General features: G+C 46.8%; 23 protein-coding genes. 6 read left to right on the top strand and 17 right to left on the bottom strand.

All coding sequences use genetic code 11. The features are described from left to right. Positions 1–7: 7 nt before the first annotated feature. Both dcuC and OA57_RS04625 read left to right on the top strand, forming a co-directional pair. Complete coding sequence (gene dcuC, locus OA57_RS04630; protein WP_034614052.1) at positions 8–1,300, top strand: C4-dicarboxylate transporter DcuC; 1,293 nt, start codon at positions 8–10, stop codon at positions 1,298–1,300. A 14-nt stretch (positions 1,301–1,314) separates the two neighbouring features. Beyond that, positions 1,315–2,580, top strand: coding sequence for a M20 family metallo-hydrolase (locus tag OA57_RS04625; RefSeq protein WP_034614050.1), 1,266 nt, complete (start codon positions 1,315–1,317; stop codon positions 2,578–2,580). Positions 2,581–2,644: 64 nt separating this feature from the next. Here the strand turns inward: OA57_RS04625 and OA57_RS04620 are convergent, their stop codons facing one another. The 3 genes from OA57_RS04620 to OA57_RS04610 all read right to left on the bottom strand — a co-directional run bounded on the left by OA57_RS04620 (position 2,645) and on the right by OA57_RS04610 (position 4,914). Next, the gene (locus OA57_RS04620) at positions 2,645–2,929 is read right to left on the bottom strand and encodes an addiction module antidote protein (protein WP_034614047.1); all 285 of its coding nucleotides are present in this window, start codon (positions 2,927–2,929) and stop codon (positions 2,645–2,647) included. A gap of 397 nt (positions 2,930–3,326) precedes the next feature. Then, positions 3,327–3,893 (bottom strand): acetate uptake transporter, encoded by a 567-nt coding sequence (locus OA57_RS04615; protein ID WP_034614045.1) that lies wholly within the window; start codon positions 3,891–3,893, stop codon positions 3,327–3,329. Between the two features lie 106 nt (positions 3,894–3,999). Next, positions 4,000–4,914, bottom strand: a complete 915-nt coding sequence (locus OA57_RS04610) for a DMT family transporter (protein WP_052122374.1) — start codon at positions 4,912–4,914, stop codon at positions 4,000–4,002. 238 nt (positions 4,915–5,152) lie between these two features. Between OA57_RS04610 and OA57_RS04605 the strand changes: the two genes are divergently transcribed. Genes OA57_RS04605 through OA57_RS04595 form a run of 3 tightly spaced genes read left to right on the top strand, consistent with a single transcriptional unit; the run spans position 5,153 to position 9,154 of the window. Next, positions 5,153–7,612, top strand: a complete 2,460-nt coding sequence (locus tag OA57_RS04605) for a DMSO/selenate family reductase complex A subunit (protein ID WP_052122373.1) — start codon at positions 5,153–5,155, stop codon at positions 7,610–7,612. Beyond that, complete coding sequence (locus OA57_RS04600; protein WP_034614043.1) at positions 7,609–8,229, top strand: DMSO/selenate family reductase complex B subunit; 621 nt, start codon at positions 7,609–7,611, stop codon at positions 8,227–8,229. The genes OA57_RS04605 and OA57_RS04600 overlap by 4 nt, the downstream gene beginning before the upstream one ends. Position 8,230: 1 nt before the next feature. Next, entirely contained in the window at positions 8,231–9,154 is a 924-nt protein-coding gene (locus OA57_RS04595; protein WP_034614041.1) for a DmsC/YnfH family molybdoenzyme membrane anchor subunit, read from the top strand. Positions 9,155–9,214: 60 nt separating this feature from the next. Here OA57_RS04595 and OA57_RS04590 read toward each other — a convergent pair whose 3' ends face one another. After that, positions 9,215–10,138, bottom strand: a complete 924-nt coding sequence (locus OA57_RS04590; protein WP_034614039.1) for a cupin domain-containing protein — start codon at positions 10,136–10,138, stop codon at positions 9,215–9,217. 154 nt (positions 10,139–10,292) lie between these two features. On the opposite strand from OA57_RS04590, the gene OA57_RS04585 reads away from it, so the two are divergent. Then, positions 10,293–10,631 carry a carboxymuconolactone decarboxylase family protein gene (locus OA57_RS04585; protein WP_034614037.1) on the top strand — a complete coding sequence of 113 codons (339 nt, stop codon included), beginning with the start codon at positions 10,293–10,295 and terminating at the stop codon, positions 10,629–10,631. Positions 10,632–10,698: 67 nt separating this feature from the next. Here OA57_RS04585 and OA57_RS04580 read toward each other — a convergent pair whose 3' ends face one another. From OA57_RS04580 to kduD, 13 genes are all read right to left on the bottom strand, one after another. Then, positions 10,699–11,352, bottom strand: a complete 654-nt coding sequence (locus OA57_RS04580; RefSeq protein ID WP_052122372.1) for a CPBP family intramembrane glutamic endopeptidase — start codon at positions 11,350–11,352, stop codon at positions 10,699–10,701. A gap of 24 nt (positions 11,353–11,376) precedes the next feature. Continuing rightward, on the bottom strand, positions 11,377–11,697 hold the full coding sequence (mnhG, locus tag OA57_RS04575) for a monovalent cation/H(+) antiporter subunit G (protein ID WP_052122371.1): 321 nt from the start codon (positions 11,695–11,697) through the stop codon (positions 11,377–11,379). Beyond that, the gene (locus OA57_RS04570; protein ID WP_034614035.1) at positions 11,687–11,989 is read right to left on the bottom strand and encodes a monovalent cation/H+ antiporter complex subunit F; all 303 of its coding nucleotides are present in this window, start codon (positions 11,987–11,989) and stop codon (positions 11,687–11,689) included. The genes mnhG and OA57_RS04570 overlap by 11 nt, the downstream gene beginning before the upstream one ends. A gap of 13 nt (positions 11,990–12,002) precedes the next feature. After that, positions 12,003–12,353 (bottom strand): Na+/H+ antiporter subunit E, encoded by a 351-nt coding sequence (locus tag OA57_RS04565; RefSeq protein ID WP_034614034.1) that lies wholly within the window; start codon positions 12,351–12,353, stop codon positions 12,003–12,005. After that, positions 12,354–13,832, bottom strand: a complete 1,479-nt coding sequence (locus OA57_RS04560; RefSeq protein WP_052122370.1) for a complex I subunit 5 family protein — start codon at positions 13,830–13,832, stop codon at positions 12,354–12,356. Next, complete coding sequence (locus OA57_RS04555; protein ID WP_084589868.1) at positions 13,832–14,251, bottom strand: sodium:proton antiporter; 420 nt, start codon at positions 14,249–14,251, stop codon at positions 13,832–13,834. Before OA57_RS04555 ends, OA57_RS04560 begins: the two co-directional genes overlap by 1 nt. 19 nt (positions 14,252–14,270) lie before the next feature. Further along, the gene (locus OA57_RS04550; protein WP_034614033.1) at positions 14,271–14,696 is read right to left on the bottom strand and encodes an MnhB domain-containing protein; all 426 of its coding nucleotides are present in this window, start codon (positions 14,694–14,696) and stop codon (positions 14,271–14,273) included. Further along, entirely contained in the window at positions 14,686–17,049 is a 2,364-nt protein-coding gene (gene mbhE / locus OA57_RS04545; protein ID WP_052122369.1) for a hydrogen gas-evolving membrane-bound hydrogenase subunit E, read from the bottom strand. Before mbhE ends, OA57_RS04550 begins: the two co-directional genes overlap by 11 nt. A 257-nt stretch (positions 17,050–17,306) precedes the next feature. Next, the gene (locus OA57_RS04540) at positions 17,307–18,452 is read right to left on the bottom strand and encodes an N-acetylneuraminate epimerase (RefSeq protein ID WP_034614032.1); all 1,146 of its coding nucleotides are present in this window, start codon (positions 18,450–18,452) and stop codon (positions 17,307–17,309) included. A gap of 110 nt (positions 18,453–18,562) precedes the next feature. Then, positions 18,563–20,410 (bottom strand): TRAP transporter large permease subunit, encoded by a 1,848-nt coding sequence (locus OA57_RS04535; protein WP_034614031.1) that lies wholly within the window; start codon positions 20,408–20,410, stop codon positions 18,563–18,565. A 75-nt stretch (positions 20,411–20,485) separates the two neighbouring features. Beyond that, positions 20,486–21,469, bottom strand: a complete 984-nt coding sequence (locus OA57_RS04530) for a sialic acid TRAP transporter substrate-binding protein SiaP (protein WP_034614029.1) — start codon at positions 21,467–21,469, stop codon at positions 20,486–20,488. A gap of 680 nt (positions 21,470–22,149) precedes the next feature. Further along, positions 22,150–22,281, bottom strand: a complete 132-nt coding sequence (locus OA57_RS12955; RefSeq protein ID WP_152596719.1) for a hypothetical protein — start codon at positions 22,279–22,281, stop codon at positions 22,150–22,152. A gap of 121 nt (positions 22,282–22,402) precedes the next feature. Continuing rightward, positions 22,403–23,164, bottom strand: a complete 762-nt coding sequence (gene kduD, locus OA57_RS04525) for a 2-dehydro-3-deoxy-D-gluconate 5-dehydrogenase KduD (protein WP_034614027.1) — start codon at positions 23,162–23,164, stop codon at positions 22,403–22,405. Between the last annotated feature and the right edge of the window lie 158 nt (positions 23,165–23,322).

Raw genomic sequence — 23,322 nt, 5'->3', positions numbered from 1 at the left:
GTTGCCAATGAGTGAATTAAAATTAATGATCGCATTGTTGGGCATTGTCGCCACAATTTATTTATTGATTAAAAAACATGAAACCCGAACGGTTCTGTTGGGCGTTGGTTTGGTTATGGCGGTGCTGACGCTGAATCCGATGGGGGCGTTGGAGGCTTTTGCCAAAAGTATGACCAGTGCGGGGCTGATTATGGCAATTTGTTCCAGCATGGGGTTTGCCTATGTGATGAAATATACCGAATGTGATATGCATTTGGTGCATTTATTGACTAAGCCGTTGGGCGGGCTAAAGTTTTTCTTGATTCCAATCGCCACTATTCTGACCTTTTTTATCAATATCGCTATTCCGTCCGCCGCAGGCTGTGCGGCGGCGGTAGGGGCTACCTTGATTCCGGTGCTGAAAGCGGCCGGTGTCCGTCCGGCAACCGCCGGGGCGGCGATTTTGGCAGGCACGTTCGGTTCAATGATGAGTCCGGGCTCGTCTCACTCGGCGATGATCAGCGAAATGTCGGGTTTGACCGTGACCCAAGTCAATTTGTCCCATGCGCCGTACACCATTGTTGCCGGGGCTATCGGGGCAATCGTCCTGACGATCTTGGCGGTGGCATTGGGGGATTATCATAAAAAATTCCGTGATGAATATCTGGCCGAGAATCAGGACTCGGAGCAGCATTTCAGCCGCGTCAATCTGCTTTATGCGCTTGCGCCGCTGATTCCCGTGGTATTGTTGGTGATCGGGGGAACCGAACTACAACAAATTTCTTGGCTGACATGGACAAAAATGACGGTGCCGGAAGCGATGTTAATCGGGGCGATTTATGCGATTATCGTTACCCGCATGTCACCGGTGAAAATCAGTAATGAATTCTTCAACGGCATGGGCAGTTCCTATGCCAATGTCTTGGGGATTATCATTGCGGCCAGTGTGTTTGTCGCCGGTTTGAAATCGACCGGTGCGATTGATTCTGCGATTGAGTTTTTGAAATCATCGAATGAATTTGTGCGTTGGGGAGCGACAATCGGCCCGTTCTTGATGGGCGTGATCACCGGTTCCGGCGATGCGGCGGCGATCGCATTTAATACGGCGGTGACGCCGCATGCCGTCGAGTTGGGGTACACCCATGTGAATCTGGGTATGGGCGCTGCGATTGCCGGCGCAATCGGCCGTACGGCTTCACCGATTGCCGGTGTGACCATTGTTTGTGCCGGTCTGGCAGGCGTTAATCCGGTCGATATGATTAAGCGTACCGCACCGGGCATGGTTTTGGCAGTGCTGTTTCTGGCACTCTTTATGTTATAGAAAAGGAGGACGGCATGGTTAATCTACAACAATTAATCGACTGGCGCAGGGAGTTCCACCAATTCCCTGAAACCGGCTGGTGCGAGTTTTTAACTACCACTAAACTGGCGGCCTATCTCACGGATATGGGCTTCGACGTGCGGTTGGGCAACGCGATTATCAATCAGGAATTTGTGCGCGGACGGCAGCAAGCCACGGTGGATGCCGGGTTGAAACGGGCGATTGAAGCCGGCGCCGATCAAAACTGGCTGGATAAAATGGACGGCTACACCGGTTTGGTGGCGATTTTTGATTCGGGTAAAACAGGCAAAACCGTTGCCTTAAGATTCGATATTGATTGTGTTAATGTGCAGGAAACCGATTCGACGGAACACATACCCAATCAGCTTGGTTTTCGTTCGCAAAATGACGGTTTTATGCATGCTTGCGGTCATGACGGACATATGGCGATTGGTTTGGGGGTTGCGCAATGGATTGCGGACAACAAAGCACGGCTCAACGGCAAAATCAAATTGGTGTTTCAGCCGGCGGAAGAAGGCGTGCGCGGTGCAGCGGCGATTGCCGCCGGCGGTATTGTTGATGATGCCGATTATTTTGCCGCTTCACACCTGAGTTTCTGTGCCGACTCCGGCACGATTATTGCCAATCCGCTGAAGTTTTTGTGTACCACGAAAATCGATATCCGTTATCACGGCAAACCGGCACACGCCGGTGCGTCACCGCACTTGGGACGTAATGCCTTGCTCGCCGCCGCTCATGCGGTGACTCAGCTGCACGCTATCTCCCGCCACGGCGAGGGAATGACCCGAATCAATGTCGGCGTACTGAAAGCCGGTGAAGGGCGTAATGTAATTCCGACCACCGCGGAAGTGCAGCTGGAGGTGCGCGGTGAAAATGCCGATATTAACCAATATATGGTGGATCAGGTGATGCAAATCGCCAAAGGCATCGCCCTAAGTTTTGATGTTGCCTATGAAACGGAAATCATGGGCGAAGCGGTGGATTTGGATAATGATGAAGAATTGGTCGAACTCATCACGGAACTGGCGGAAAAAGAAAGCGGCGTGGCACAAGTTAAACCGACTTACGCTTTTAACGGCAGCGAAGACGCCACAATTCTGGGGCGTCGTGTGCAGCAACACGGCGGCAAAGCGATCTATTTTATCGTTGGTGCCGACCGCACTGCCGGCCATCATCAGGCCGAATTTGACTTTGATGAAAAACAATTGTTGACCGGTGTGAATCTGTATACCGCACTTTTACAGCGTTTGAACGGTTAATTTATTCACGCCCCAGAAATGAGATACCGCACTTCCTTGTAAAAGTGCGGTATTTTTTATTCGGTTACAGATGTCTAGGCGTGAAAGCTACATTTAAACCTAGTGCCCCTACAATTTTATTCACAGTTTCAAACCGAGGTTTAGTTTCGCCGGAAAGCGTTCTATAAAGACTTTCCCGTGCAAGCCCGGTATCTTTAGACAGCTGGGTCATGCCTTTAGCGCGAGCAACGTTTTTTAATGCAAGAATAAACTCTTCTTCTGAGCCGTTTTCGAGCGCATCAGTGAGATAAATTGCGATGGTTTCTTCATCGGCTAGGTATTCTACCGGATCAAATTCTGTAAATTTCATTGTGTTCCACCTTTTTTGTATTCAGCCCAAAGCCGCTTGGCAAGATCGATGTCATGTTGTTGCGTTGTCTTATCGCCGCCTTCGGCGACTCGTGCAGATGTTGCACGAGGAAAGGTTGATCAGGCAACGAGAAATGCCGCCAAAGGAATGGAAGTCGCCGAAAAGCAAACCAAACAGATGCCACAGAAAAGCTAAAAGAGGCTCAGAAAAAACTAGGTGATGTCGTCGAAAATGACAGTCCAGATGATTTTTAATCACATATACCTCCGAAAAATAATAAAAAGGTATTAATACGCTGAGCAAATCAGGAAAGCAAATTATTGCGGGCAAAAAATACCGCACTTGCCAATCGTTTAATTTTCGGCAAAGTGCGGTAGCGTTTTTTAGATAAATTCGATTATTTCTTCTCGCCAATCGGTAAAATGGTTCTGCCGTAAGATTCATTGATCACTTCGGCTGCCGCCAGATAGAACGCGCAAAGTGCGGTGATCAGCCCCAGATAACCGCCGACATTGACGATGCCGTGATTGCCTGTGGCGTCACCGATTGCCAATGCATAAAATGTCAACGTCAGGAAGAAAAAGATCGCTTGCAGAGCGCGCGGTTTGGTCAGGGTGGCGACAAACATCATCAGTGTGAAGGTTCCCCATGCCGCCAAATACCAAGCGACGAATGTGGCCGGCGTTTCGCCTTTGAAAAAGGCAACGAACAAGCCCCATGACCACCAGAATGCGCCGTAACTGATGAATGCGGTGAAACCGAACGTGTTTCCTTTTTTGAATTCCATTATGCCGGCGATGGCTTGTGCGGTACCGCCGAATGCGAATGCCATTGCCACAACCAGACCGAGGGATTGCGTATCAAAAAAGCCGCCGTTGATTAAACATAACAGCCAGGTTGTCAGGGCAAATCCGCATAATCCCAAAGGACCCGGATTGGCGTAGCGGGTTGTGTTGTCAGACATAAACGTTCCTTAAATAATGTATAAAAATAAATCAATAAAAAGGGCGTTAGTATGAATGATTTTATGCCGGAAATAAATATGGCGACACGCTAAATTACAACTATTTTTATGATCGTGTCGAGAAACCGTTGATAAAAATGCCTAAAATCACAATCAATAAACCGATAAACGCCAAACCGCTCGGTATCGGATCGTTTAATAACAGCACGCCGCCGAGCAGAGTGAAGAGGATTTCGCCGGCCTGTGTGGCTTCGATGACCGCCAATTGCTTCATGTTGTGTTTCACTAATTCGGTGGCTTTAAAAAATAGAATGGTAGCAATCACGCCGGAAAACAGCGCAACTAAAAACGACTGACTGAGCTGGCCGACGGAAGGTAACCCGCTGTTGTTGAAGGCAATCAGCATAGTGATTGACCAAAACGGCATAGCGCAGATCACCATGCCGTAAACCCGTTGTTGGGTGCTGAGGGCATTGCCGACCAGCTGCATCATTTTACGGTTGCCGAGCGGATAAGCAAAGGCGGCAACAAGAATCAGCAGCAACGGATATAAACTGTCAACAAGGGATAACGTTCGTAGATTGTCGACTTGCAGCAACACAACGCCCAACACGATTAGGCATGAAAAAAACAGGTTTTTTAACGGAACGGCTTGTCCGAACAGCGGTGTCAGCAAAATGCCGGCGATAATGGTCAATTGCCATGAACTGGCGACCAGCCACGAGGCGGCATAATCGGACGATAACGTCAACGGCAGATAAAACAAGCCGAAACCAACACTCGACCACAACAGCCATTGCCTTGGCGCACGGCGGATTTCACGGTAAACCGCACTTCGGTTCACCCGCATTCCCAGCAGTAAATACAACATCGGCAGCATAAACACGAAGCGTAATGCCGCCGACCACCAAGCGTTGTCGCCCGACAACGACATACTGCGGTTCAGCACAAAAGTCGCCGCAAAAAACAGTGAAGAGAGCAGTCCGTAGAAAACGGCCTTGTTGATTAAGGATTTGTTCATAGCAATGTTATTGAAAATAAATCGGTTTTGAATAGTGTAACGCAGAATGCCGAAAATCGTTATATAAATATTGAGATAGAAACAAGGCGAGAAATTCCGTTAAAAAATCTCAACCTCTTTCGATTTAGTTGCGTGACTATTCTCATTTGACATTAATCAATATTAGGTAGCGTAAATCCGTTATTATCGGCTTGACTGATTTCTTTTTTGAATTTTATTTTTAGTGGGGAGGGGATTTATGGAGAAAATATCCAAAAATAATCCAAGTTTTTCAACCAGCCGACGGGACTTGCTGAAAGGAAGTGCGGCGTTGGGCGGAGTGGCATTGGCGGCAAGTGCGGTGCAACTGCCTGTTTCCGCCAATGTTGCACAAAGTGCGGTCGACAGCGACAAGCACAATGAAGAAAAACTGGTGTGGAGCGCTTGTACCGTCAATTGTCACAGCCGTTGTCCGCTACGGATGCACGTGCAGGACGGAGTGATTAAATATGTTGAAACCGATAACTTGGGCGATGATGTTTACGGCGATTTTCATCAAGTGCGGGCGTGCGCTCGCGGGCGTTCAATGCGCCGTCGGGTGTATAACCCCGATCGTTTGAAATATCCGATGAAACGGGTCGGCAAACGGGGCGAAGGCAAATTCAAACGCATTTCGTGGGACGAAGCGTTTAGTGAAATTGCCGATAATTTGAAACGGATTATTGCCGAACACGGTAATGAAAGCCTGTATTTGCCGTTTGCGACCGGCACACTGGGGGCAACGGTTGCCGCATCGTATCCGCCGCCGAGAAGCATTTCCAGCCGCTTTATGAATAGTATCGGCGGTTGTTTGGGACATCACGGCACTTATAGTTATTCGCAAATTTTTGAGTCCATTCCGTTTATGTACGGCAGCAATGCCGGCAACAGCCCGACCGATATTGAAAATTCCAAACTGGTGGTGTACTTCGGCAACAATCCGGCGGAAACCCGTATGAGCGGCGGCGGCGTGACCTATTTGGTACAGCAGGCGATGGAGCGCTCCAAGGCGCGTATGATCATGATTGATCCGCGTTATAACGACACTGCATCAGGGCGTGAAGGCGAATGGGTGCCGATTCGTCCCGGCACGGACGCAGCATTTGTCGAGGGCATGGCGTATGTGATGATTACTGAAAATCTGGTTGATCAGGATTTCCTCGACACCTATTGTGTCGGCTATGATGAAAAAACCTTGCCGGCGTCCGCCAAACCGAATGCGCACTACAAAGCGTATATTTTGGGTGAAGGTGACGATCAAACTACGAAAACGCCGGAATGGGCATCTAAAATCACCGCCGTTCCGAGTGCAACGATTGTGCGCTTAGCTCGTGAAATCGCCACGACCAAACCGGCTTATATCTGCCAAGGTTGGGGGCCGCAGCGCCATGCCAACGGCGAGCAGGCGGCGCGTGCGATTGCTATGTTGGCGTGTTTGACCGGCAATGTCGGCATCAACGGCGGCAACAGCGGTTCGCGTGAAGGCTTCTATACCATTCCGTTTGTGCGTTTGCCTGTCGGTGAAAATCCGATTAAGGCGAAAATTCCGATTTTCATGTGGACCGATGCCGTGGTTCGCGGCGAGGAAATGACCGCACTTAAAGACGGTTTAAAAGGGGCGGACAAGCTGAATAAGCCGATCAAATTTATTTTGAACTATGCCGGCAACTGTATCATCAACCAACATTCCGACATCAACCGCACGTTGGAGATTTTGGGAGATGAAAGCAAATGTGAGATGTTGGTGGTGATCGATAACCATATGACGTCTACCGCCAAATGTGCCGATATTTTGTTGCCGGATTGTACCACCTCCGAGCAGGCGGATTTCTGTATGGACGGTTCGGCAGGCAATATGGGCTATGTGATTTTCGCCGATCAGGCGATTGAACCGCAATTCGAATGTAAACCGGTGTACGAAATTTTAAGCGGTATAGCCGAGAAAATGGGGGCGAAAGAGGTGTTTACCGAAGGGCGCACGCAGGAAGCGTGGCTACGCCATCTGTATCGGCTGACCCAAGAGAAAAATCCGTTTTTCCGTGATATCAGCTTCGAGCAATTCCGTGAGCGCGGCATTATCAAGCAAAAAGATCCGAGCGGTCATATGGTGGCATTCAAAAAATTCCGCCAAGATCCCGAAGCCAATCCATTAACGACCCCGTCGGGTAAAATTGAAGTTTATTCCGAACGCTTGGCGAAAATTGCCGAGACTTGGGAATTGGCAGAGGGCGACATTATCAGCCCGTTGCCGATTTATGCCAGAGCGGTTGAGGGCTTCGATGATCCGTTGAGCGAGCAATATCCGCTGCAATTGGTCGGCTTCCATTTTAAATCACGGGTGCATTCGACTTATGCCAATGTCGATGTGTTGGATCAAGCATCGTTGCAATCATTATGGATTAATCCGCTGGACGCCGAAAAACGCGGCATCAAACACGGCGAGCAGGTGAAAATTTTCAACGGTCGCGGCGAAACCCGCATTATGGCGAATGTCACACCGCGTATTTTACCGGGCGTGGTGGCGATGGGCGAGGGGGCGTGGTATACGCCCGACGGACAGCGGGTGGATCAAAACGGCAGCTTTAACGTCTTGACCACCCAGCGTCCTTCGCCGCTATCGAAAGGCAATCCGCAGCATACCAATCTGGTTGAAGTCGCACGTGTGGGAGGTGAATCATGAGCGCGAAACAATATGGATTTTATATCGACTCACAGCGTTGCACCGGCTGTAAAACCTGTGAATTGGCGTGTAAGGATTACAAAGATTTAACGCCGGACGTTAGTTTTCGCCGAATTTATGAATATTGCGGCGGCGGTTGGAAGCAAGACGGGGAAGCCTGGACACAAGACGTATTTTCATATTATTTGTCGATTGCCTGTAACCATTGTGAAAACCCGGTGTGTGCCAGCGTTTGTCCGAGCGGGGCAATGCACAAACGCGAAGACGGCTTTGTGGTGGTGGATCAAGAAGTCTGTATCGGCTGTCAATATTGCAGTATGGCGTGTCCGTACGGTGCGCCGCAATATAATGCGGAGAAAGGCCGCATGACCAAATGCGACGGTTGTTTTGAGCGGGTTGAAGTCGGTAAAAAACCGATGTGCGTCGAATCTTGTCCGCTGCGAGCGCTGGATCTGCTGCCGATAGATGAGCTGAAAGCCAAATACGGCGATCTGAAAGATGTGGCGCCGTTGCCGCCGTCATCCTACACGCAGCCGAATATCGCTTTGCGTTTGAATCACAATGCGAAACCGACCGATGATCGCAGCGGTTTCCTTGCCAATCCTAAGGAGGTCTAAAATGGGAATGGGATTACATGAATGGCCGTTGGTATTTTTCACCGTGTTGGCACAAAGTGCGGTCGGTGCATTCTGGGCATTCAGCCTGTTATTGCTGACCGATAGGAACCGCCAAGTTGTAAGTAAAACCCATTATGTGATGGTCGTCTTGTGGATCTTGATGGCAATCGGTTTTGTGTTTTCGACCCTGCATTTAGGTTCGCCACAGCGTGCATTCAATGCGTTAAATCGCATCGGTGCTTCCGGTTTGAGTAATGAAATCGCCGCCGGTTCCGCTTTCTTTGCACTGGGGGCGGGCTATTGGGCATTGGCAACCGCCAACCTGCTGCCGAATGCTTGGCACAAATTGCCGTTGATCGGTGCAATTGTTCGTTTATTAGGCGGTATTGAACGCAAACTTCCGGCAGTCTGGAAAACATTCGGGGTGATCACGGTCAGTCTGATCGGTGCCGGTTTTATTTATGCAATGTCGATGCTCTATATGATTCCGACAGTGCCGACGTGGAATTCGGTTTATACACCGCTCGCTTTCAGCCTGACCGCACTTTTAGCCGGTTCGGCACTGGCATTGGCGCTGTTGAACAGTGTGAAAATCGGTGAACGGTTGAACGGATTGCTGTTGGCGATTGCATGGCTGACGTTTGTTATTGCCGCTGTTGCCGCCTATCAACAACACGGCTATCTTGCCGGTGTCGGTAGCGCCGTTCGTCAGGCGCTGGATTTGGTGCCGTCATTTGTCGTACTGATGTTGATTCGTTTTGCTTTCATCGGCATCGGGTTAGTGATACTTACTTTCGGTGTGAAAAAACATCATGTATTGCTGCCGTTTATCGGTGTCATTCTGATTATCGCAGGCGAATTGCTGGCACGTGTGGTTTTCTACGGTTTACATATGACGGTGGGCATGGCGGCGTTGGGGTATTAGCATTCTCGCGTTTAATCCGACCGCACTTTGTGATGTATCCAAAGTGCGGTTTTTTATTCTTTATCCTTCGATTTTCTGCACCCGATATTTACTCGGTGAAATGTCGTATTTCTGTTTGAATGCTTTGCTGAAATGGGCTTCGGATTGATAGCCGACTTCAAGGGCGACGGCAAGGATAGATTTATTACTGTTGCGCAGTAACAATTCGGCTTTTTGCATTCTCAAGCCGGTCAGAAATTTGCCCGGTAGCGTACCGGTTTTGTTTTTGAACAAGCGGATAAAATTGGCGCGCGACATGGCGCTCAGTTCCGCCAAATTTTCCATATTCCAGTGATATTCCGGCTGTTGCAGCATCGAGTTGACGGCGTGGTATAACCTTTTGTCCTGTAATGCGCCGAGTACGCCGGTGCTGACTTCGCTGTTTTGTTGGATATAATCGCGCGTCAGGTAGGTAAACAGTACATTGCACAGGGCATTGACCACCGAAGCCGTGCCGATTTCCAATAGGGCTTCCCGTTGCAGTAGTGCCAGTAATGACGTCACCGAGTCGTTGTTGCCGGATAAATACCAATGTTCGGGTAAAATCGCCGGCAAGGTGGAGTGACCCGCATAACGAAAGTAACCGCAAAACATCTCGAAATCGTGTGATGCCTGATTGTTGGTGCGTAATGTGAAAGGGCCGTGCTGCAATTGTTGAAGTGCGGTTGTGGAAGTGCCGTCTTCATCGACCGCACTTTTACGGTTGTGGCTTTGAATGCGGTGTTCCAACCCGTGCGGCAGGAAAAACACATCGCCGGGTTTCAGGTGGTAACTTTGCTGATTATTCAGCACCAACCGACACTCCCCTTTGGAGATAATATGGAAAATACCCAGCGGGCTGGGCTCTTGTTGATGCTTGATTTGCCAATCCCCCCGGAAACGGCAGAGAACGTTGATTTCGCCTTCGACTTGGGCGAGTTGTATCAGTCGATCCAAATAATCCATAACGCTTATGTCCTTGAACAGTAATAAAAACTGATGACCCTTTAAGATGAAAGGGATAAATATTGATACTATAAAGCAATATAATTTGTTAAATAATATCAATAATGGCCGCTATCGACCAGACTATTTACTCACATTTAAATTAGGAGAAAAAATGTTTTCAGACTGGAAAAATGACGTTGCTCATGTCAAAAAATCATTCGGCGAGTTAGGAAAAAAATACCCGAAAATGTTGCAAGCCTATGGCGCATTGAATGCGGCGGCAGCGGAAGGCAATGTATTGGATGCGAAAACCCGTGAATTAATCGCTTTGGCTGTGGCGGTTACCACCCGTTGTGAAAGCTGCATCGGGGTACATGCGGCGGAGGCGATTAAAGCCGGCGCAACGGAAGAAGAAGTTGCCGCTGCGTTGGCGACGGCCATTGCATTAAATGCCGGTGCGGCTTACACCTATTCCCTGCGCGCATTGGAAGCTTATAACGAGCAGCAATAAGCAAACCGAATTCCTCTGTGGTTTGCGGCAAAACCCTGTACTTACCCCGTGCAGGGTTTTTTTATTGTCAGGCGGCGCCGTGATAAAAGTAGTACCCGAGACCGACGGTAAAAACGGCATTTCCATAAATGGCGTGTTCGAGCGTGACTAACATCAGACTTCGGCTGCGTTGATAGACAACGGCAAAGATCAGACCGCCGATCAGCGTAAAGCAGACAGCCACAGGATTGCGGAAAACAAGGTGCATGTAAGCGAATGAAACCGCACTTAGCGCAATCAGCCAACCGTCATGGCGGAATAAGGGGCGGTAGCGGAAAAAGAAAAATTTGCGGAAAATCATCTCTTGGGTAAACGCCGAAAGTATCGGGTAGAGCAGCATCACCGCTAACCACAGAGTCGGGTTGCTGCGGACAAAAGCGAGGAAATTATCCGGCATTTGCCGCCAAGTAAAGAGCGTTAAGCACAGGCAGACCGCACTTGCCCGCCAACATAACGGCAGCAGCATGGCAGGCTTGATATCCCAACGGCAACAGCAGATTCGGTTAGTTTTTAAGATAATCAGTGTATAAACAAAAATCCCCCACAAAAGGGGAATCATACTGTTGTTGGGCAGAAGACGAAAAAAATAAAGTAGCGGCACCACGATAAAAATCGTACTGAATTCTATTATTAGCCAGAACCGTTTGTGTGGTGAAATTTGGGTTTCAAGCGTTTTCATCATGGGTTTTCCGTACCGTACTTTCATTTATGGCGTTTTAGCAGGCGGATTGCCGCCATTGTCGAGCAAAGTGCGGTCTTTCACCGCTGCCCTTGCCAACATGTGTGAGGCGATCGGTAAGGTGAGAATCAGGAACAGGCTGATAATCAGCAGACGAATTGTCCACGCCCAATCCCATGCGATAAGTATCGCACCGAGCGACACCAGCGTGATAGACAACGTACCGGCTTTGGTTGCGGCATGTTGTTTACTGAGCGTGTTCGGCAGAATGTGAATGCCCAGCGCGGAAATGGCCAGGCTGAAACCGCCGAGCAGCAGGAAAATCAATCCCGATATTTCAAGCATCATGTGTTTTTTCCTTCTCCGAGAGCGTCTGGGCGTCATTTTTACGCTGAATCACCGCCGACCAACCGACCGTGCCGATAAACCCGATCAGCGATAAGCCGATTGCGACATCAAGCAAAACAGTGTTATCTATCGTCAATGCCGCCACAATGCACAGAATCAGGGCGGCGGCCAATAAAATGTCTAGGGCTACGATTTTATCAGCGTCATCAGTGCTTTTTTGAATCCGATAAATCACGAACAGCACCGCAATCAGGGCGCAGATAGAAACGAAGGTCAGAGTAAATGCCAACATTTTTTCCTCGAATTTATGTATTGCCGAACAGAATGACAATATGCGGTATAAATTTTTGCCTGATTTCCTGTATCACCTCGTCGGTTTGATCGGAATCCAGTATATGCAGTAACATTTTTCGGCGTATGGTGTCGATATTGAGCAGTGTGGTGCCGGGCGTCAGGCTGATCAAACAGCCCAAAACGGCTAATCCGGTTTCGCTGCTGTTCGGTATCTCAAATGAAACATATCTGTCCCGCAACGATTGCTTTCGCTTTAGTTGCAATTTAATGATCAAGAACAGGGTAGCAAAACCCGATTTAACCATCAGCCAGAAAAATTGTACGACCAATTGTAGCGCGGCGCTTATTTTTTTGATTAACATTTATTCACCTCCTAATTGTCGTGCCGCTATGCGGCTGAGACCGTAAAGCCAATCGGGAATAAAACTGAGCAGTAAAATGATTGCGCACAGAATGGTAACGGCAATGACCGCCGGTTTGATGTTTTGTCGTATCACCGGCTGCCAGACAGTTTCCGTGTTGCAAACATGAGGGTGCGGCTTGCAAAATGCTTCGAACCAGATCTTCATCATAGAGTACAGTGTCAGAACGCTGCTCAGCAGTGCGATGGCTGTCCACAATGCTTCGCCTTGGTGAATCGTTTCTTTTAACAGCAGAACTTTCGCCCAAAAACCGGAAAACGGCGGAATACCGACCAATGACAGCGCCGGAATGGCGAATAACACCGCCAGCCACGGTTTGATATTGTATAGTCCGCCGATTTTGCGCAGATCGTAACTGCCGGCATAAAGGTAAATGATGCCGGCGATTAAAATCAGGCAGCCCTTTACGATGCTGTGATGGACGGTGTAATAAATGGCGGCGCTGTTGCCGTCAACACTGCCGAGCGCAATCGCCAGTAAGATATAACCGATTTGCGATATGCTGTGAAAGACTAAAATTCGGCGCATATCCCAATGGTAGGCGGCGCCCAGCACGCCGACCACCATGGTCAAGACGGCAATCCAAGCAAGTGCGGTTTGCAGAATTTCAATACTCGGCAAAAAGAGTTGCGACAGGGTGCGCAGCAGGGTATAAACCGCGACTTTGGTCAGTAGCGCCGAGAACAGCGCCATAACGGGAATCGGCAGTGTATGGTAAGAGGCCGGCATCCAGGTAAAAACCGGGAAAGCCGCGACTTTGATCAGTACGGCAACAATAAACAGGGTGATCAATATCAGTTTGGTATGAGGTGCAATGTTGATCAAGGCCGCCTGTACCGCACTGAAATTCAGGTTACCGGTGGCGCCGTAGAGCAGCGCTATCGATGTCAGCAGTAAAAGCGTGCCGAACAGATTCAGTACCATGTATTTAAAGGCGGCGTCCAGTTGCGAGATTTTTCTGCCGATTGCAAGTAAACCGATAGCGCAAATCAGAATGACTTCAAACCAAACATATAAATTGAAAAAGTCTTGGGTGATAAAGCTGCCGTTTACCCCGCCGATCAAACCGAACAGCAACGGCAAGGTCAGCGAGTTGAGCGGGCGGGTGCTGAGACTGCTCAACATAAACAGCAGACAGGCAAACATCATCACGGCGGAAATGCCCAGCATAATGTAACTCAGCATATCGATTTGAAAACCGATGCCGAAAGGAAGCGGCCAGTTACCGAAATGGGATTGTAAATTTTGGTGTCGGACGGCACTATAGAGCAGCGCATGATTGCATAGCATTAATATGCCGACAAATAAGCTGAGCCAATACTGATATTGTTGACGGTAGCGCAGCAGAACGCCGATTGCGGCGGCAAAGAGCGGTATCAGTACCGGAGAGATTACCATAAAATTGATTGACGTCAGCATCAGCACAAATCCTTGCGGTAGTCTTTCAAGTCATCGTGATCGTTATAAACAGCCGGTTTATAGCCGCCGTTATTCTGCGGTTCGGCTTCACGCCACTGATTGACGTCATCGCTACCCAAGCGGCGAATCAGTTTGATCATCAGCACCACTGAAAAGCAGGTCAGTGCAAAGCCGATGACAATGGCGGTAAGAATTAAAGCCTGCGGCAGCGGGTTGACCGGATTTTCAAGCAACAATTTCCCCTGCGGCACGACCGCCGGCACGTTGGACGAGATTCGTCCCGACAATAAAATAATAAAATTGACCGCATTGCCGAGCAGCATCAAGCCGATGACGATGCGTAAGGCATGGCGTGACAGCAGCAGATAAACGGCTGCAATCAGGGTTATCCATAAGGTCAACAGAATAATCAGTGTCATAAAATCCAATTCGCCTTTTTTATTCGGTAGTTTGCAATAACATCACGGCGTAGCCGCTGACCACGCCCCAAATACAGAGATAGACGCCCAAATCAAACAGCAGGACGGTAGAAATTTTGTAATCAAATACAAAGAGCGGTATGGTTGCCCAAAAATGGTATAAAAACGCGTTGCCGCTCAACAGGGCGGGCAAACCGGCGGCGGCCGCAAGGAGCAAACCGCTTGCCGCCAAGTTCAGCGGCGAGGAGAGCGGCAGTTTTTTCAGTGCCTGTCGGGTAGAAAAAGCAATTGCCCATAGCACCGAAGCCGATGCTGCCAATAAGCCGGCAATAAATCCGCCGCCCGGTTCGTTATGACCACGTAATAAAATCACCACGGAGGTCAGCAGCACAATCCAGTAAAGCGGACGGGCGGTTTTTCTCAATAGCAGGACACTATTTTGCATTTTTTTCGGCCTCTTTTTTTCTTTTCAGTAAGCCGGTTTGGCGTTTTAATTCACGTAATAACGGGCGGGCGGCCAGCAATGAGAATAACATCACTGCGACTTCACCGAAAGTATCCAGTGCGCGGAAATCCACTAGAATCACGTTGATGATATTGCGCCCATAGGCTTGCGGCACACTGTTTTCAAGATAGAAATCAGAAACGTGACTGTCGAATTCCAGCCCCAGCATGATTAAAATCGCAAGGACGATAATACTGGCCACCGCAATCGAAAGCAGGAGAGTGAGAGCCAGCCGTTTCGGGTGTTTGCGTCGATCTTGCGGGCGGTTGAAGTCTGCCGAGTTGTTACGGATTAAGATTATCAGAATTGAAGCCAAAATAATCACTAAAATCGTTTCGACCACAAATTGAGTCAGGGCGACATCCGGAGCGGCGACAAAGACAAACAACAGGGCGGAGCCGAAGCCGACCAGTCCGGAATTGAGCAATAGCATAAACGGTTTGTCCGACAACATCACAAAAAAAGCACCGATGCAGATCATCACTGCGGCAGTGATTAGCCCCGCACTCGGTAATGGATAAAACAGGGCGGAGAGATCCAAGTCGACAGACATGCCCTGTCGGATTCCCCATAACAGACTTAAGCCCAGACAAAGCAGGGTGAAGCTTAGGATCCATTGAATATAGCCCGAAAGCAAACCATGTTGGAAACGGTCGGTGACTTGTGATGTCAATGCCGGAATGCGATCCACAATGCGATGATAGGTGGCCGCACCGCCCCAATGGGGAAAGAATGTGAGTAAGCGGTCAAACGCATAATGTAAATTATCCCAGAAATGGAATACCAGTAATCCGAATCCGACGGTTGCCAGAATGGTTAAACCGGTGGTTTGCAAAGCTTGTAGATCAAAATAGAGATCAACTTCGCCAATCGGGTGAGCGGTAATGGCTTGTGCCGACATTCTAATCAACGGAATCGCCAGCTGTGGCGTCAAGCCGATAAATAATCCGACAGTAGCAACTAATGCCGGCGCAATTAACATTTTGAGTTTGACTTCTTGCACATGCGGCGTGATGTTGTTGCCCGGGTGCTGCCAGAAAACACGGATTGCCGCAACAGCGGCAACAGCGACGGCAATAATACTGAAAATCAGATTGCCGTAAGCGCTGAATGGCAGCGGTAGGGTGTCATCGGCTTCTTTGGCGATAGCCAGCGCTTCTTTGGCGATAAAGCCGAAAGAGGTCGGCATACCTGCCATTGAAAGTGCGGCTAAAATGGCAACGGTTGCCGTCCAAGGCATATAACGTTTCAAACCGCCCAAGTGATCGATAATGCGCGTGCCGGTAGCATAATCGATATTGCCGGCAACGAAAAAGAGCGGTGCTTTATACAGTGCATGGGCTAATATGAAGGTGACGACGGCAATCGAAGCGGAACTGCTGTCCAATCCAATCAGAACCGCCATCGTGCCTAGCGAAGCAACTGTCGACCATGCCAGAATTTTCTTTAAATCCCGTTCTCTAAGCGCCAGCAACATTCCCCAAGCGGCAGTAACCGAACCGACGGTTTGCAGAATTTGTTGCCACAGTGTCCAGTCGCTCAGAGCGTAGTCCAGACGGGCAAGCAAGAAAATGCCCAGTTTTACCATTGTGGCAGAATGCAGATAGGCAGAAACCGGTGTCGGCGCCGCCATGGCATTCGGCAGCCAGAATTGAAAGGGAAATTGTGCGCTTTTGGTAAAGGCACCGATTAAGATTAGCGTTAAAATCCACTTAAAGTGCGGTTCGGCGAGATAGTCGGGTAGAATAGTCACTAATTCGGAAATTTGTGCCGTACCGGTTAAATGCCATAACCACAGAAAGCCTGCCAGCAGACACAAACCGCCGCTGCCGGTAATCAACAGTGCCTGTTTGGCGGATTGACGGTTCTCTTCCGCCTGATAGTTAAACAAAACCAATAAAAACGAGGTGATGCTGGTCAATTCCCAAAATAGGAAAAACAGCAACAGATGATCGGAAATAACACAGCCGATCATGGCGACCATAAAGAGAGTCAGTAGGGCATATAATCGCCGCAATTGCGGATGATCGGAAAAATAACCGGCAGCATACAGATAAACGGCACAGCCGATTCCACAGATTAATGACAGCATCAGCAGTGAAAGGCCGTCGATATAGATCAGCAGATTAAGATCAATCAGGCTGAACCAAGGATATTGGTATTGATAAAACGGTTGGTTGCTTATCCATAAAAACATCACGGCGATTAATCCTAACAGCGGTAATAAGCTCCATAGAATTTTTTCGGTTTTTGTCGGTATCTTGCCCGATAATGTCGGATCAATCTGCGCCATGTCTGAACGATTGCCTTATAATCAAATGATATTAAAAAAGAATTACAATTGATAAAAGTAGCGGTTTTGAATGGTTTAGTCAACCTTGTGGGGAATGTGCAGAGATAAAAATAAAAAAGAACTGCCAATAATTAATGGGTTTAGTTATCGGCAGCTCAGTCATTTGATAGACATAGCTCTCAAATATCGATAGTGCTTTTCTTGTAAACCATGCCTTACACTAAGTTTGGTTTTTTATATCGGTTATAACACGTTGATTATTCAACAACCAGTTTTTTACCGTCATAACTCATGGATTGAACCGTTGCTGATTCTTTGCCGCCATCGAGTTCACCACCAATCAACAATACTTTGTTGCCATAGCTGACGGCAACACCGTAACCGATATTTTCAGGCAGGCTACCGATAATTTTCCAAGTGCCTTGCGCTTCGTTTAATGCATAAACATCGCTATGCAAGGTTTTTTTCAAACCACCGGTGCGATGCGCATCATTGATACCGTTCGCATAGTTCTCACGTGCGCCGGGGAAGTTTGCTCCGCCGGTAACAATGTAGTTACCGTTAGTATAGCCGCCCATAGCACCGGCAATACCTTCTTGCTGTTTGTAATCTTTAGGTGCCGGCAAGCTGCCAAGCTGTTTCCAAGTAATACCGTCTTTGCCAATGGTTCCGAGCTCAGTCGTATCGGTGCGCAGACCAGCTTTTATTTCACCGTTTACGACCAATAGTTTATCGCCGTTGATGGCGACTGCCGCACCGGCGCGACCGCCATATGGGAAGTAACCTTCATTGCGCCAAGTATTGGTGGCGGGCTCATAGCTGACAATTTCAGAAGAGAAAAAGAAATCTTGCGCGCGCAGGTTGAAATACGGGTCGAAGATATTTTTTTCTTTGTCTTTATCACCGCCGGCAGCTGCGATATCTTGGAACAGACCGTTCCAAATTTCCTGATTGATACCGCCAACGAAATAAACTTTATCTTTTGTTGCTGCGGCACTGGCCCCTACTGCAGCGCGTGGCGAGCGGGTTTGCAATTTTGTCCAGCTATTATCAGCCGGATTGTAGGCGTAAGCATCGTTGATGACTTGATTTTTGGCCGCATCGGTATCTTGGAAACCACCAAAGACATACAGTTTGCCGTCAATGCCCGCTGCAACCGGTTGGTTACGTTTTCCACCCGGGAATGCGGCGGTTTCTTGCCATTTGGCATCTTTCTCTTTCAAGTTGAGGGAATAGAATTTATCGCCGCCGGTGCCTAAGCCGACATAAACGGTATCGCCGATTAATGCACCTGCACCACTTTTAATCCCTACAGGCAGATCAGGATATTGAGCGGCTTGTGCGGCAAATCCGCTCATGGCAATCGCTGCGAATAATGCACTGTGTAAAGCTGTTTTTTTCATATTTACCTCTGCTAGAGTCAGGTTTAAGGATAAAGTTTACCGTTTTGAACGGCTGATTTAACTGGAACCAGGCTTGATTTATACTGGTTCCGAGATTTTTTCTTCTTAGCCTACGGCATCAGAAGGTTTGGAATAAAGGTAATGATTTCCGGGAAAATCGTAATCAGTACCAAGGTCAAGAAAATTGGCACTAAGAACGGTAGAACCCCTTTTGTTACCGTACTTACCGACATATTACCGACACGGGCGACCACAAAGAGCGCCATTCCCATTGGCGGTGTTAAAATACCAATCATCATGTTCAAGGTTGTCATAACGCCGAAGAACACCAAATCAATACCAAAGTGCATGGCAATCGGAATTAACATTGGTAATACCAAGAATTGTAATGCTAATGCATCGATGAACATTCCCAAGAATAGCAGGAGCAGGTTGATCATCAACAGTACCATGATTTGGGTATCGGCAACCGCCATAAAGAGTTCGGCAATCCGCATGGCGACTTGTTCACGTGCGATCATGTCACCGAAGAATGTGACTGTCATGACCATTAGGGCTGTAACCCCGGTAATTGCCATTGCTTCCACACAGCTTTTAAACAGCATAGGTATGGTCAGTTCTTTATAGACAAACATGCCGATGATGGTGGAATAGGCAGCGGCAATGACGGCGGCTTCTGTCGGAGTAAATAAACCCGAGAAGATACCGCCGATGATCAAAAGCGGTGTCAGCACTGCCCAAATGGCTTTTTTAAATGCCGTACAACGCTGCTGTAATGTTGCTTTCGGGCTTCTTGGATAACCGCGTTTTTTGGCAACGAAGTAGTTCATTGTCATTAAGGCGGCAGTCAATAAAACCCCCGGCACAAAACCGGCAATAAATAATTTGGCGATCGATTCGTTGGCAATAACACCGTAAATGATCATTGCAATACTTGGTGGAACCAAGGGGCCGATAATGCAAGATGCTGCGGTGATACCGCCACAAATGTCATCATCGTAACCGGCATCACGCATTGCCTTGATTTCAAGTTGCCCTAACCCACCCGCATCAGCGAGCGCAGAACCCGACATACCGGAGAAAATCAGGCTTGCGCCGATATTTACGTGCCCCATACCGCCGCGGTAATGGCCTAATAAGGCTTTTGCAAAATCAAAGATACGTTCGGTAATTCCTCCGGTATTCATCAAGATACCGGTCAAAATGAAAAACGGTACGGATAGCAGCGGGAAGCTGTTTAAACTATCGACTAATTTTGATGATGCCGAATTGACAATATTCCAGCGTGTCATGGCGAAATAAAGAATCGTGGCAATAAACAATGACCAGCCGACAGGCGTGCCTAAAAACATAATCACCAACCAGACAAGTAATGTGATATAAACCGCATTGTTGCCCAATTTAATATAGTTCGTAATTCTTAAGGCCTTGTATAAATCCGGGTTGGTGAATAAAACCGCCAATAACACGATTGTTACAACCAAAAAGAACATTGCAGGAAGATAACTCAGATTATTACGGTAGTTTTCTACTTGCGCCTGAAGAAAACGGAAAAAGACTAATACGGATACCAGCGGTAATGCGCCGTACAGCCATTTTTCGGAAATTCCCAAGGAAACCATTTCAAAATTAGCATCCAAGAATATATTCAATCCGAGATGAAAGAATAAAAAAATACAAGCAAAGATAATCAACTGCACAAATGAGTTTACCGCTTTTCTTAATGAAGGAGGCATAAAGTTTGTGACGAAGTCGATATAGACGTGTTGTTGACTGCGTGTAGCCATACTGATGCCGAGCATGGCGACATAAATAAACAATAATCTGGCTAATTCTTCACTCCAAATCAATGGGGAGTCAAAAATTTGGCGCGCAACAATCTGCGCAAGAAGAATCGCAAAGATAACTAGGAATAGTCCTCCGCCAACCCATTCTTCTAATTTATTGATGACTTTCATAAGACACTCCAAAAACATCAAATTGATTTATAACAATCTTACCTCCTAGCCGGTAGGAGGTAAGATTTAATCAAATTATTTGGTTAAGTTTGAGATTTGTTCGATTGCTTGTTTACCAAGATCACCGTTTTTTTGTAAGTACTCATTGTAGTACGGCTGCATAGCGGCTTTGAACGGTTCCAGATCCGGTGTAGTAATCGTCATGCCCTCCTCTTTAAAGAAGGTGGCTAATTCAGCTTCACCGTCAACGAATAGTTTAGTATGGAAATCAGCAGCAGAGATTGCCGCATCGGTGACGATTTTTTGCAAATCTGCCGGCAGCTCATTCCAAGTTTCATTACTGACTAAATACAGTTGGTCATTCAAGATATGATTTGTCATTGCCAAATATTTTTGCACTTCATAGAATTTTTGTGCTTGAACGGTCGGCAATGGGTTTTCTTGTCCGTCTACGGAATTAGTTTGCAGAGCTAAGTAGACTTCAGAGAATGCCATCGGTGTCGGAGATGCGCCGGCATATTTTGCAAAGGCTAAGTTAGTTGCTGCATTAGGAACACGCAGTTTTAAACCTTTCATATCGGCAATGGAATTAATGGCACGGTTTGAAGTCGTTTGACGGGTTCCGTTATAAGCGATCGATAGTAAAGAAAGACCTAATTCTTTATTGATTTTGGCAAATAAATCCTGACCGAATTGGGTTTCCAAGATCGCTGTTTTGTTTACATCAAAACTTGGAATCATATAAGGTAATGCAAATACTTCTGCTTCAGGATAGAAAACCTGAAAGCGGGCGGTCTCACCCAGTGTAAAATCCAACGCACCGTCTTTAAGCTGTTTCAGCATAGCACGATCATCACCTAACTGCGCACTTGGGAAAATCGCAATTTCGATTTTGCCATTAGACTTGTCTTTGACTTCTTTAGTGAAGAATTCTACCGCCTTATATTCATTAGAACTGGTACCGGCCTGCATGCCGAATTTTAAATCGTAATCAGCTGAAAATGCGGAGGCGGACATACCCAAGCATAATATTGCTAGTGCTAATTTTTTAAACTTCATTGTAATTCTCCTGTGTAGGTGGTGAAAAGATAAACTGCATTTTGATAGCAAAACTCTATTGAGCTCTATATTAAATGAAGTAATGTTTCATTACTGCGATATTGGTCACAAAATTAGAAAGAAGTCGCCGTGGATAACAGATTGATAAAAATACACGTCAATACCAGATACAAAAGGTATTGACATGCAGCTTCAGAATACGTTAAAAAAATGTATTTTTGCAATCAAAATCAAGAAAAAAGTGGAGTGAAGTGCAAGATAGACATGAATATTCCTTTGATTTCATAAAATAAAGGGAATGAGATAGATATATTTTAATTTTGAAAAGATTATAGAAGCAGTGCCTACTGATGATTTTCTTTAACTGTCTTAGAATAATCGGAAGTGCGGTTCCTGGAGTCAAAGAAAAAAGCTGTCTTAGGCGATTGGTAATGATGGCGATAGATTCGCTTTACTTGGGTTTGGGATAGTGTGGTAGCAATGGGAAGCCATAAAAATTCCGCCAACAATAAATTGCTCGACAAATAGCTTAAGGCCATTGTTCAATAAATACCTAAGCTGACATCATTTTGGAATTTCGTTTTAATAGATATCTGACCAAAACAAAAGATTGCAAGGTACATCTTTATTTTTTGTTAAAAAACCAACTATATAGTTGGCTTTTTGAAGTTTAAAATTTATTAGAGTAAAATATTTAATACAAACCCCTCAATTTTTTTATATTGATAATGTCCGACGAAATATTGTTGGAAACACTCTCCGCTAAAAGCAGCTTTAAGCAGTTCAGATTTTATTATACGTAATGTATGTATTGGTCTTGAAGTGTTATCTCAACAGTCATGATATTATCATTATAAATAAGAACCTTACATTTGATGTTATTGCCAAGATCCTCTAGCTTAATGTTTTCAGAATATATAAACATAGAGTATCCTACCTTGCCAGCCAACCGCCATCAACAGCGATTGTATAGCCGTTAATATAATCCGCGGCAGCAGATGCCAAAAATACGCAAGGACCGGCTATATCTGCTGGTGTGCCCCAGCGTTGAGCAGGAATACGCGCTAGGATTTCTTTACTACGCTCATCATCACTTCGTAAAGCTGCGGTATTATTCGTTGCCATATAACCTGGTGCGATAGCATTTACATTAATATTGTATTTAGCCCATTCATTTGCCATTGCACGAGTAATACCCATAACAGCGCTTTTAGATGCAGTATAGGATGGAACCCTGATTCCTCCTTGGAAAGAGAGCATAGAAGCAATATTGATGATTTTTCCGCCTTTTCCCTGTGAAATAAACTGTTTAGCAATAGCTTGGGAAAGAAAGAAGACGGTTTTTAAATTGATATTGATTACATCATCCCAATTTTGTTCAGTAAAATCAATGGCATTTTCTCGGCGGATGATCCCGGCATTATTAACCAGGATATCAATTTTACCAAATGCAGATGCGGCTTGTTTGACAATATCAGGAATAACTTCTTGTAGCATTAAATCTGCACTAATATTGATAAATTGCTGACCTTCAGCTTCAACTTTTTCTTTGGTTTCAGTTGGTTGTGATAGGTTCACACCAACTATATCACATCCGGCTTGTGCAAGTCCTAATGCCATCCCTTGCCCTAAACCGGTGTTACAACCAGTCACTAAGGCAACTTTTCCTACTAGGCTGAATGAATCTGTAAGCATAATAAATCTCCCTTGAAATACTTATCATTTTGTTTGTTGAAGAACAGTATTGAGTGTGCTTTAGAGCCACTATACAAAAAATAAAACATATGTTCAAGTAATTTTGAAAAGTTGTTTTATATTTTTTATGTTCGTAAGATTATAATATTGGTTGGATT

Origin of the sequence: Chelonobacter oris (assembly GCF_000772535.1) — a bacterium.
GTDB classification, from domain to species: domain Bacteria; phylum Pseudomonadota; class Gammaproteobacteria; order Enterobacterales; family Pasteurellaceae; genus Chelonobacter; species Chelonobacter oris.
This window is presented reverse-complemented; position numbering and strand designations above follow the sequence as displayed.